9 protein-coding genes are annotated in these 12,064 nt (G+C 65.7%); 4 read left to right on the top strand and 5 right to left on the bottom strand.

The annotated features are described in order from the left end of the window. The first annotated feature begins 315 nt into the window (after positions 1-315). Complete coding sequence (locus tag IGW04_RS01475) at positions 316-3,663, top strand: PAS domain S-box protein (RefSeq protein ID WP_194711233.1); 3,348 nt, start codon at positions 316-318, stop codon at positions 3,661-3,663. A gap of 72 nt (positions 3,664-3,735) precedes the next feature. Here the strand turns inward: IGW04_RS01475 and IGW04_RS01480 are convergent, their stop codons facing one another. Next, positions 3,736-5,166: a hypothetical protein gene (locus IGW04_RS01480; protein WP_194711234.1), complete on the bottom strand. Its 1,431-nt coding sequence runs from the start codon at positions 5,164-5,166 to the stop codon at positions 3,736-3,738. A 305-nt stretch (positions 5,167-5,471) separates the two neighbouring features. Here IGW04_RS01480 and IGW04_RS01485 point away from each other — a divergent pair, with 305 nt between their 5' ends. The 3 genes from IGW04_RS01485 to IGW04_RS01495 all read left to right on the top strand — a co-directional run bounded on the left by IGW04_RS01485 (position 5,472) and on the right by IGW04_RS01495 (position 7,620). After that, a complete protein-coding gene (locus IGW04_RS01485) occupies positions 5,472-6,926 on the top strand; it encodes a DegQ family serine endoprotease (RefSeq protein WP_194711235.1) in 1,455 nt (484 codons plus the stop codon). Positions 6,927-7,030: 104 nt separating this feature from the next. After that, positions 7,031-7,243 (top strand): type II toxin-antitoxin system VapB family antitoxin, encoded by a 213-nt coding sequence (locus IGW04_RS01490; RefSeq protein WP_194711236.1) that lies wholly within the window; start codon positions 7,031-7,033, stop codon positions 7,241-7,243. Then, on the top strand, positions 7,240-7,620 hold the full coding sequence (locus tag IGW04_RS01495) for a type II toxin-antitoxin system VapC family toxin (RefSeq protein ID WP_194711237.1): 381 nt from the start codon (positions 7,240-7,242) through the stop codon (positions 7,618-7,620). Before IGW04_RS01490 ends, IGW04_RS01495 begins: the two co-directional genes overlap by 4 nt. 201 nt (positions 7,621-7,821) lie before the next feature. Here IGW04_RS01495 and IGW04_RS01500 read toward each other — a convergent pair whose 3' ends face one another. The 4 genes from IGW04_RS01500 to prpF all read right to left on the bottom strand — a co-directional run bounded on the left by IGW04_RS01500 (position 7,822) and on the right by prpF (position 11,988). Further along, the gene (locus IGW04_RS01500; protein WP_194711238.1) at positions 7,822-8,403 is read right to left on the bottom strand and encodes an acyltransferase; all 582 of its coding nucleotides are present in this window, start codon (positions 8,401-8,403) and stop codon (positions 7,822-7,824) included. An 82-nt stretch (positions 8,404-8,485) separates the two neighbouring features. Then, complete coding sequence (locus IGW04_RS01505; RefSeq protein ID WP_194711239.1) at positions 8,486-8,752, bottom strand: hypothetical protein; 267 nt, start codon at positions 8,750-8,752, stop codon at positions 8,486-8,488. 86 nt (positions 8,753-8,838) lie between these two features. Continuing rightward, positions 8,839-10,743 (bottom strand): propionate--CoA ligase, encoded by a 1,905-nt coding sequence (locus tag IGW04_RS01510; protein WP_194711240.1) that lies wholly within the window; start codon positions 10,741-10,743, stop codon positions 8,839-8,841. Positions 10,744-10,797: 54 nt separating this feature from the next. Next, entirely contained in the window at positions 10,798-11,988 is a 1,191-nt protein-coding gene (gene prpF / locus IGW04_RS01515) for a 2-methylaconitate cis-trans isomerase PrpF (RefSeq protein WP_194711241.1), read from the bottom strand. Between the last annotated feature and the right edge of the window lie 76 nt (positions 11,989-12,064).

The following is a 12,064-nucleotide window of genomic DNA, read 5'->3' on the forward strand; positions in this document are numbered from 1 at the left end:
CCGTTGCTCGTTCGTGGACATTTTGATAAACCCCATGGCTCGTTTGTATAGGCGAAGTTCTGTAATCCGCGTAGGAATAAAGGAACCACACGCGATGGCGGCCCTCGGACTATGGTGATGCGGAAAAGTTTCACGAAGGAATTATATTTTCCTGGCGTAACCGCTTGTCGCAATCAAGGCCACCGCTTGCGTTATTATTTGTGCGCGATCAACGCACAATTTCCTTGAGGAATCTTCCTTTCGACAGCAAAGCCACCAACCGACTCACCGACCCCAATGATGCCTGGCGCCTCCACCGATCCGTTGAACCCACCGATGCCTCCGACCGACCAGGCGCCCGCCGCCTGGCATCAGGACATGCCGCCGGAACTCGACCAGATCGTGGCCGGGCTGCCGCTGTCGACCCTGCTGGAACAGATCATCGACCGCTTCGAAACCGAATTCGACCGCCGGGCCTATGGCTGCATCCTGCTGCTGGACCGCAAGGGCCAGCGCCTGCTGGCCGGCGCGTCGCGCCGGCTGCCGGCAGCTTACCTGGAACAACTGCATGGATTCGAGATCGGGGCAGCAGCCGGTGCCTGCGGCACGGCTGCCTACACAGGCAGGCCTGTTTATTCGGCTGACATCAAAAGCGACCCACGCTGGGCGGAAGCCGGCAGCCTCGCCCTGGCGCATGGCCTGCGCGCCTGCTGGGCCACCCCGGTAGTGGGCGTGGGCGGCGGCGTGATCGGCACCTTTGCGCTTTACTTCGATCATCCGCGCACGCCGCAGCAGCACGAGATCGATGCGATCGCAATTGCCGCCCGTACGATCGGGCTGGCGATCGAGCGCCATCTGTCGGACGAGCGCCTGCGCCAGCAGGAAGGACGGCAGCGGCAGGTGGTCAACAGCGCGCTGGACTTCGCCATCATCGGCGCCGGGCTCGACGGCATCGTGACGAACTGGAGCGAGGGCGCGCACCGGGTATTCGGCTGGACCGAGGCGGAAATGCTGGGCCAGCCGCTTTCGCAGATCTTTACGCCCGAGGACATTGCGCAGGGCCAGCCGCAGCGGCAAATGGAAGCGGCGCTGCAACACGGCCATGCCTCCGACGAGCGCTGGCATGTGCGCAGCAATGGCAGCCGGGTCTGGGTGTCCGGCGAAGTGACGCCGCTGCGCAATGACATGGGCGAAGTGGTCGGACTGGTCAAGGCGGTGCGCGACTGCACCGACGAGAAGCTGGCCCAGACCCAGTTGCAGCGGCTCAATGAATCACTGGAAAACGAGGTCGCGCAGCGTACCCGCGAGCGGGACCGGATCTGGCGCAATTCCCCCGACCTGCTGATGGTGCTGGGCAATAGCGGCACCCTCCTGGCCGTGAATCCGGCCTGGACCCGCCTGCTCGGCTTCGAGGCGGCCGACCTGATCGGCCGTCGCTTCCATGCCTTCCTGCATCCGGACGATGTCGATACGGCGCTGTCGGCGCTGGCCCAGGCAACCAACCTGCCGTCGCTCCAGTTCGAAGCCCGATCGCGCAGCACGGCCGGCGAATGGCGCTGGTTTGCCTGGACCGCCGCACCCGAGGAAGGCCTGATCTATGGCAGCGGGCGCGACGTCAGCAATGAAAAGCGGCAGGCCGAACAGCTGTTGCTGGCCAATGAGATGCGGCTGCGGCTGGCGCTCGACGCCGGAGACATGGGAGCGTGGCAGTACGATATCGGCGCCGAGCGCAGCGTCTGGCTGTACGGCATGGACGCGCTGCATGGCCTGTCGCCGCGGCAGAGCATGGACGCACGCCGGCTGCAAGGCTATCTGCGCCATGTGCATCCGGCGGACCGGGCCATCTTCGCCCAGGCGATGCGGCGCGCCTTGCGCACCGGCACCGACCTGCAGGCGGAGTACCGCATCGTGCGCGCCGGCGGCCAGGTCCGCTGGCTGGAATCGCGTGCCCACATGGTGCGCGACGAGCGCGGCCGGGCGGCGCAGCTCTCCGGCGTATGCATGGATGTCACCCGCCGCAAGCGCACCGAGCAGGACCTGCGCTTTCTGGCCCGCGCCAGCGCCGAGTTCGCCGCGCTGGTGGACTACCAGTCCACGCTGGAGCGCCTGGCCAGGCTGGCGGTGCCTACCTTCGCCGACTGGTGCGTGGTGGACCTGCTGCGCGACGACGGCACCCTGGAACGGGTGGCGGTGGCCCATGTCGACGAACAGAAGTCGAAGCTGGCTGCCATGCTCCACGAGCAGCTGCCGCCGGACCCGTCCATGCCGCACGGCATCTGGAATGTGCTGCGCACCGGCCGCGCCGAAGTCATCAGCGACATGCAGGCCAACGTCCACTCGCATGCGCTGGGCGACCCGGAACGCATAGCGGCGCTGCGCCGCCTGGGCCTGCGCTCCTATCTCGGCGTGCCGCTGGCCACCCACGGACGCACGCTGGGCGTGATCACCTTCATCAGCGCCGAGTCGGGCCGCATCTATGACGAGGAAGACCTGGCGCTGGCCGGCGACCTGGCGCGACGGGCCGCCACCGCGATGGAAAACGCCAGCCTCTACAAGGCGCTGCAGCAGTCCGACCGCGCCAAGGACGTGTTCCTGGCCACGCTGGCGCATGAACTGCGCAATCCGCTGGCGCCGATCAGCAATGCGATCAGCCTGCTGCGCCTGCGCGGCCTGGCCAGGCAGATAGAGGGGCAGCCCGACCTCGGCCGGCCGCTGGAACTGATCGAACGCCAGGTCGGCCAGCTGACGCGCCTGGTGGATGACCTGCTGGACGTCTCCCGGATCAACACCGGCAAGATCGAGCTGAGGCCGGAGCAGTCCGACCTGGTGGCCATCCTGCAAAGCGCCATCGAGACCAGCCGGCCGCACATCGAGGCGGCCCGGCATACGCTGGAGGTGGCATTCGACCTCAAGGCGGCGCCGGTGCAGGCCGACCCGCTGCGGCTGGCGCAGGTGTTTTCCAACCTGCTCAACAATGCCGCCAAGTACACCAATCCGGGCGGCCGCATCGCCATCGCGATGGAAGCCAACGCCGGTGAATACCTGGTGCGGGTGCGCGACAACGGCGTCGGCATCGCCGCGCCCATGCTGAAGGACATCTTCACCCTCTTCACCCAGGTCACCCATCCGGTGGAACGCAGCCAGGGCGGACTGGGCATCGGCCTGTCGCTGGTGGAGGGCCTGGTGCACCTGCACGGCGGCCGGGTCGAGGCGCACAGCGCCGGCAGCGGCATGGGCAGCACCTTCACCGTGCGCCTGCCGCGCAGCACGCAGGCCGCCGACGCCTTGCCCGAGCCAATAACCGCAAGCGTCGCGCCGCAGGGGCGGCCCTGCCGCATCCTGGTGGTCGACGACAACATCGACGCCGCCAGCACCGTGGCCGACCTGCTGCGGCTCCTGGGCAACGAGGTGCAGGTGGTGCATGACGGCCTGGCAGCCGTCAGCGGCGCGGCCGACATGTTGCCCGACGTAGTGCTGCTCGACATCGGCCTGCCCGGCATCGACGGCTTCGAAGCGGCACGCCGCATCCGCGCCCAGCTTGGCACGGGCATACGGCTGATCGCGCTGACCGGCTGGGGCCAGGAAAAGGACCGTGCCCAGGCGACCGAGGCCGGTTTCGACGAGCACTGGGTCAAGCCGGTGCCGCTGGACAAATTGCAGGGACTGGCGACCCGTCCGGGCTAGAGCGCTTTCGGGCAATGCCGGACAAGTAAATATGCACTCGTTATCGCATTGCCCCGAAACAGGAGAAGCTGATCAAGCGTTGTCAGCATCGTTGCCGCTCGCCCTTCCGCAGTCTTCCCCTCCCGAAAGCCGGCCCCTGTCTGCCCGCGCCTCGGGTATCTGCACGATTGTAGTGACGTCCACACGAGCGTTGTGGCTGCTTGAACGGTGGCTGCCTGAACGGTGGCTGTCTGAAGGGTGCGGCTGAACCTTGGGCTCGGCTGCCTTGTCATCACCGCTATTGCCACCGGCCATGGCCTCCCCGCTTTTTTTCACGTAGCAGTACGCCCCCGTCACGGCACCCGCCGCGATCACCAGACAAACCGCCATGCCACTCCCCATCAACGCCAGTGGCATCCGGGAATGACCCTCTTCACCCGGCCCCGTCGCGGCGGCAGGATTGGCAGGCGAAGGCTGCAGCGCCGGAGAAAGGACCGGCGAGGTGTGAGGCACAGGCACAGGCATAGGCGCAGGCGTCGGATCAGGAAAGGCGAGAGTCGGCGCTGCCGCGATCTCCCAGGGAGGCAGGCCACTCCAGGGATAGGTAAGCACGATTGCAGGTTGCCATCGTGCTTCGGCGAGAGCAGTCAGGCTGACTTCGTCGTACATGACTTCGACTATAGCGGTCTGGTTGTTCGGGGGAGGCAAACGGCGCGACATCCATTCACCAAGCCATTCAAAGACAGAAAATTCGGGACTGCTGACGGACCAGCCATCACCTGGCGCCCACACTGCCGCACGCCAGTAATCCAGTTCGCGAAGGACCCTGTACAGGATCATCCTGGAATTCCAGGGCAACTCAGGACAAGCGGACAGCATGCAGGCTTCCATGTACTGAGGACCGATCAATGTCATGTTTTCCAGGGACATGTCGCTAATGTTCCTGCCGCCAAGCACTTGGACTTCAAAACCCAGGTGCTGCATGATGTCCACGATCGCCTGTGCTGTCCATTCGCAGCCGGGCTGCGGCGATACCGATTCGATTACCCTGTGATAGCGAAAGCACCTGCGCCATCCTTGTGATTCTGCTGCTGCTCCGGGAAGCCCGGGCATCCAGGACCACAGCCAGTTGTCAGCCGACTCCAGCGCAGCGACGGCGCGCTCAAGGCCCTGTGCGCCTGTTTGTGCCGTCAGTCTTGCAAGCTGTACGGACGGTTCAAGCCCTGCTCGCACGAACTGCAAGGCAGATCTCCCATGCCTAGCCAGCCAGGCGCTCGCTGAATAGCCGCGAACCTCGGGCCGCGTACTTGCGGGTCGCTTGAGCGGCGCGCTATTGCGCCGCTGTACCGCAGCCCAGCAACCCGCGCGTTTGGTGCGTTCCGGCCTTTGAAACAGGCGTACGAGCTTGATGGCGGCATACATCGTGAGCAGCAGGTTGTCGGCCACCGGCGCGTAAGCAACCGGTCTGTATGACGCCGGCATTTGGGAAACATTCCGTACAACCGTTCGCGTTGCATTGCTCATGATTTTTCCTCAAAAGGCGGGTGGGTATGAGCGCAAGCAATGTTGTTCCAGTACCCCTGCATTCAATGCTTTTTTAATGCGATGTCGCCAATTAGTGGGCAAACGCCGGTGCAAACGAATGGTGAATCGCCTGCAAGGGCATGAAATCACCGGCTGAGCGCCACCGATTCCCGATTCAGGTCGACCGCATCGGCCTAGCGCCAAAATCGATGGCCTTTACAGCGTGGCCCTGGTTAAGCCTGGCTTAAGACAGCCGGCTTAGTCTGTTCCCATCGTCAACCAGACAATGCATGAAGGGACCACAGATGAAGCTCCGTCAACTTACTGCCGCGCTGACCGTCGCCGGCGTTCTCGTCACTTCCGCCGCCGGCGCCGCCGGCTGGTCGCCCAAGGAATGGTTCTCCCGCCAGGAAAGCGCGCCGCAAAGCGCTGCAGCCACGGCGGTCGCGCCCGCCCCCGGTCCGGTAGCGCCGGCCACCGCGCCAAACTACCGCGCCATCGTCGAGCGCTTCGGCCCGGCGGTGGTGGGCATCAATACCGAAGGCACGATGAAGACCGCCGCCCGCGGCGACAACGACGACGACCCGTTCTCGCAATTCTTCCGCGGCCTGCCGGGCCGCGGCGGCCAGGCGCCGGTGCCGGTGCGCGGCCAGGGTTCGGGCTTCATCGTCGGCCAGGACGGCATCATCCTGACCAATGCCCATGTGGTGAAGGATGCGTCCGAAGTGACGGTCAAGCTGTCCGACCGGCGCGAATTCAAGGCGCGCGTCCTGGGCAGCGACCCGGCCACCGACGTCGCGGTGCTGAAGATCGACGCCAGCAAGCTGCCGGTGGTCACCCTGGGCGACCCCAAACGCCTGGGCGTGGGCGACTACGTGCTGGCCATCGGCTCGCCCTTCGGCTTCGAGCAGAGCGCCACCTCCGGCATCGTCAGCGCCAAGGGCCGCAGCCTGCCGGGCGACGCCTACGTGCCCTTCATCCAGACCGACGTCGCGGTCAATCCGGGCAACTCGGGCGGGCCGCTGTTCGACGCCAGCGGCGCGGTGGTGGGCATCAATTCGCAAATCTACAGCCAGACCGGCGGCTACATGGGACTGTCGTTTGCGATACCGATCGATGTGGCGCTGTCGGTGAAGGACCAGATCGTAGCCACCGGCAAGGTCAGCCATGCGCGGCTTGGCGTCGCGGTGCAGGAACTGAACCAGACCCTGGCCGACTCCTTCAAGCTGCCGCAGCCGGAAGGCGCGCTGGTGTCGTCGATCGACCGCAACAGCCCGGCCGCCAAGGCCGGCCTGCAGCCCGGCGACGTGATCCTGTCGTACAACGGCCAGACCATCGCCCGTTCCGGCGACCTGCCGGCGCAGGTCGGCCTGGCCAAGCCGGGCGACCAGGCGAAGATGGAAGTCTGGCGCAACGGCCGCAAGGAAACCCTGACCGCGACCCTGGCCGGCTCGTCCGACAAGCTGGCCGCGGCATCCCCCGCCAGTGCGGCCCGTGGCAAGCTGGGCGTTGCGGTGCGCCCCCTGACCGACGAGGAAAGGCAGGAGGCCCACCTGCGCGGCGGCCTGGTGGTGGAACAGGCCGGCGGCGCCGCGGCCCGCTCCGGCGTCGAGCCGGGCGACATCATCGTGGCCATCAACGGCACCCCGGTTGCCAGCGTGCCGGAGTTGCAGAAGCGGCTGGAACAGGCCGGCGGCCAGGCCGCGCTGCTGGTGCAGCGGGGGGAAACGCAGATCTTTGTGCCGGTGAAATTGGGCTGACCGGACGCAGAGACGATATGCATGGCGGCCTCGCCGGTGCTATTCTTGACACCTTTCTGCATCATATTTGATGCAGAATTTTCCACAACGGCCTCGGAGGCGCCATGAGAACCACCGTAACGATAGACGACGAGCTGTACAAGAGGGCATTGGAAATGGCCGACCCGGCCATGGATAAAGCGGACATCTGGCGCGAGGCATTTTCCATGTTCGTGCGCGTACAGGCAGCCAAAAGGCTGGCAGAGCTTGGCGGCGCCGCGCCCGAAATGGGAGACATTCCCCGTCGCGGGGGCGATCCTGCCGCGCAGCCGGCATGAGCGTCCTTGTTGACACCTCGGTCTGGGTGCAGCATTTTCGATTGCGGAATTCTTCCCTGACGGCTTTGCTGAGCCTCGACCAGGTGTTGATTCATCCCATGGTGCTGACGGAAGTGGCCTGCGGCACACCGCCAGCGCCGCGCTCCCAAACGCTGGCATATCTCGGCCTTCTGCGCCCATCCGGCCAGGCCACGATGAGCGAAGTACAAGACTTGATCGAGCGCGAGAAGCTGTATGGCCAGGGATGCGGCCTGGTCGATGTCATGCTGCTGGCATCGACCCTGATTACTGCCGGGGCCAGCCTATGGACCCTGGACCGGCGGCTGGCGAATTTGGCGCAACGATTCGGCGTTGCTTACCAGCCCAAGGTGCATTGAGGCCGTCGACTGCGGCACGTGGCTCGCAGGGTGCGACACCCAAAGCCGCGTCGCGCCACGGCAGCATACTGTGCCGGCATGGTCGGCCGACTTCCCTGATCGGCCAATGAAGCAATGCCCTTCGGACATTCCTCCCCGTTGCGGAGTGCATGCCGCGTCCGCGGCCAGATTTCCTAGCTGGTCCAATGAAACCTGCAGCACCTACGATTTCGCCGCTTCCCCAATCCGCCGCCTGTCCGCCTCCGGCTCGACCAGCGCCTCCACCTCGCGCATGGTGTCGCGCGAGCGCTCCACCAGCGCGATGTAATCCTCGGTGTCGCGGGTCTTGGCCGCGACTTCCTCGTCGTTCAGCATGCGCAGCACCCGCGCCGGCATGCCGACCACCATGCTGCGTTCCGGCACCTGCATGCCCGAACGCACGAAGCTCATCGCCGCCACCAGCGACTCGGCGCCGATGACCACGCCGTCCATCACCACCGCATTCATGCCCACCAGCGCATTGCGGCCGATGCGGCAGCCGTGCAGGATCGCGCCATGGCCGATATGGCCGTAGGTCTCGATCACGGTGTCGTACTGGGCATAGCTGTGCATCACGCAGGCATCCTGCACATTGGCGCCCTCCTCCAGCACGATGCGGCCGAAGTCGCCGCGCAGGCAGGCGGTGGGGCCGATGTAGCAGCGCGCGCCGACGATCACGTCGCCGATCAGCACGGCGCTCGGATGCACATAGGCGGTGGGATGAACGACCGGCGTGATGCCGTCGATGGAATAGACTTTGACCATGCTGTTGCCCGGGTGCGGAAATGGCCGCTATGGTAACCGATGGGATGCCGGCGCAGCACAGGCAATCACCGCGCCATCCCTTTCAGGAAGCCGGCTTCTTCCTTGCCAACTGCTTCTCGAACGCCACATCGAGCTTGCTGACCTTCTTCGGCGTCTGCGGTCCGTAGGCATTGACGAACTCGACGAAGGCATCCTGCTCCAGCGACGGGCTGAGTCGCTCCATGTCGCCACTGTCTGTCATCAGGGTCAGGTAGAACAGGCCGTCGGCGCTGCGCACCATCGAATAGTCGGGGTTGCCGCTGCGCCGCTTGAGCCTGTCGACTGCCGCGCTTGCCCTGGTTGATCGCATTCCCGGTCCTTGCGTCTTTGTGAAGCAGGCATGATAAGGCAGATCGGGCGGAGCTGTTTTGATCCGGGCCGCCGCCCATGCCGATACTAGGCTGCCACCCGCGGCGCCATCGCGTCGCGCACCTGCTGCAGCGAGGCCGGATCCTCGATCGTGGTGAGGTCGCCCGGATCGCGGCCCTCGCATACGGCCTGTATCGCCCGCCGCAGCAGCTTGCCGGAACGGGTCTTGGGCAGCATCGACACCACATGCACCTGCGCCGGCCGCGCCACCGCGCCGAGCTGGCGATCGACCGTTGCCATGATCTCGGCCTGCAAGGCTGACACGCCATCGCTGGCGACCGCATGCCGCGGTATCACGAAGGCCACCGCCACCTGGCCCTTCAACTTGTCCTCCACGCCGACCACCGCGACCTCGGACACGTTCGGATGGCTGCAGATGCTGGCCTCGATCTCGCGCGTGCCCAGCCTGTGGCCGGCGACGTTGATCACGTCGTCGGTGCGGCCGAGAATGAAGTAATAGCCATCCGCATCCCGTATGCCCCAGTCGAAGGAGGAATACACCGGCTGGTTGAAGTTGGACCAGTAGGTGTTGAGGAAACGCTGGTCGTCGCCGTACACGGTCTGCATGCAGCCCGGCGGCAGCGGCGCTTCCAGCACCAGCACGCCCTTCTCGCCGACGCCGCATTCCTCGCCGCTGACCTCGCTGATGACCTTGACGCGGTAGCCCGGCATCGGCACGCCGGGGCTGCCCAGGCGGGTCGGCTTGTCCTCGATGCCCTTGGCGATCGACAGGATCGGCCAGCCGGTCTCGGTCTGCCAGTAGTTGTCGATCACGGGCACCTTGAGCGCGTCGGCGATCCAGGCCGACGTGGTTTCATCCAGCGGTTCGCCTGCCAGGTACAGCGCCTTCAGCGACGACAGGTCATGCCTGTCCATCATTTCCTGCGGCTGCTTGCGCAGCACGCGGATGGCGGTCGGCGCGGAAAACATTCTCGTCACGCGGTATTTCTCGACCAGTTGCCACCAGATGCCGCCATCGGGCCGGGTCGGCAGGCCCTCGTACATCACGGTGGCCATGCCGGCGATCAGCGGGCCATAGACGATGTAGGAATGGCCGACCACCCAGCCGATGTCGGAGGTGGCGAAGAAGGTCTCGCCTGCCGCGCCGCCGAAGATATGCTGCATCGACGACGCCAGCGCCACCGCATAGCCGCCCACGTCCCGCTGCACGCCCTTGGGCTTGCCGGTGGTGCCCGAGGTGTAGAGGATGTAGGACATCTCGTTGGACTCCAGCCAGGTCACCGGCACCGTGGCATCCAGATGCTGCTGGCGCAGGCTGGCGTAGTCCACGTCGCGGCCCGGCTCCATCTGCATCGGCACCATGCCGCGGTCGACCAGCAGCACCCGCCCGGGCTTGTGGCTGGCCAGGCGCAGCGCCTCGTCCAGCAGCGGCTTGTAGGCCACCCGCTTGCCGCTGCGCGAGCCGGCATCGGCAGACACCACCAGCCTGGGCTGGGCGTCGTCGATGCGGGTTGCGAGGCTGTTGGCGGCAAAGCCGCCGAACACCACCGAATGCACGGCGCCGATGCGGGCGCAGGCCAGAATGGCGAACACCGCTGGCGCAATCATCGGCATGTAGATCAGCACCCGGTCGCCGCGTGCGACACCCAGCGACAGCATGATGGCCGCCATGCGCTCGACCTCGCGCTGCAGCTCGTGGAAGGAATAGATGTGTTCACGCGGGTTGCCGTCCGCATCTTCCTCGGTGCTCACGGCAATCAGCGCGGGCCGTTGTGGATGACTCTCTGCCCAACGGTCGACCGCGTTGTAGCAGAGGTTGGTGCGCCCGCCGGCGAACCACTTGTTGAACGGCTTGCGGCTGTCGTCGAGCACACGGGAATACGGCGTTTCCCAATGAATCCGTTGTGCCTCGTCACCCCAGAAAGCCTCTGGATCATCGATCGAGCGCTGGTAAAAATCTGCATAGTTCATGGTGTGTCTCCTCCGGTTCCATCCCTGTGCTGGGTGACGATGGTGCTGGCGGCGTCAGAAAGCGTCGCCCGGCACCCTGACCCATCCTTCCATCAATACCCTTGCGCTGCGGCTCATGATGGCCTTGTCCACTTTCCATTCGCCCTCGACCTGGCTGGCCTGCGCGCCGACCCGCAGCGTTCCGGACGGATGGCCGAAGCGCACCGCCTCGCGCGCGCCGCCGCCGGCGGCCTGGTTGACCAGCGTGCCAGGGATCGCCGCCGCAGTGCCGATTGCCACCGCCGCCGTGCCCATCATCGCGTGATGCAGCTTGCCCATGGACATGGCGCGCACCAGCAGATCCACATCGCCGGCGCCAACCTTCTTGCCGCTGGACGACACATAGTCGGCCGGCTTCGCAACGAAGGCGATCTTGGGCGTGTGCTGGCGCTTGGCCGCCTGGTCCACGTCCTGGATCAGGCCCATGCGCGCCGCGCCATAAGCGCGCAGCGTTTCGAATTTCGTCAGCGCCACGGGGTCGCTGTTGATCGCATCCTGCAGCTCGGTGCCGGTGTAGCCGATGTCCGCGGCATTGACGAAGATGGTGGGAATGCCGGCATTGATCATGGTGGCTTTCAGGGTGCCGATGCCCGGCACGTCCAGATCGTCCACCAGGTTCCCGGTCGGGAACATCGCGCCGCCCGCGCCCTCTTCCTCGGCCGCCGGGTCCATGAATTCCAGCTGCACCTCGGCTGCCGGAAAGGTCACGCCGTCGAGTTCGAAGTCGCCGGTTTCCTGCACCATGCCATCGGTCATGGGCACATGGGCAATGATGGTCTTGCCGATATTGGCCTGCCAGATGCGCACCGTGGCCATGCCATCGCGCGGAATGCGGGACGCATCGATCAGGCCGTTGCTGATGGCGAACGGCCCGACCGCCGCCGACAGGTTGCCGCAGTTGCCGCTCCAGTCGACGAAGGCGCTGTCGATCGACACCTGGCCGAACAGGTAGTCGACATCGTGGCCGGGCCGCGTGCTGGCCGACACGATCACGGTCTTGCTGGTGCTGGAGGTGGCGCCGCCCATGCCGTCGATCTGCTTGCCATAGGGGTCGGGGCTGCCGATCACGCGCAGCAGCAGCGCATCGCGCGCGGCGCCGGGCGCCTGGGCGCGTTCCGGCAGGTCCTGCAGGCGGAAGAACACGCCCTTGCTGGTGCCGCCGCGCATATAGGTGGCGGGTATCTTGATTTGAGCTTGATGGGCCATGAACATGGTTCCTGATGAATGAGAGCTTGCCGTCTGGCGGCAGGCGGCGGCGCGTGCGCGCCGCCGCAATGACGAT

The organism is Noviherbaspirillum soli (assembly GCF_015352955.1).
Classification (GTDB): domain Bacteria; phylum Pseudomonadota; class Gammaproteobacteria; order Burkholderiales; family Burkholderiaceae_D; genus Noviherbaspirillum_A; species Noviherbaspirillum_A soli.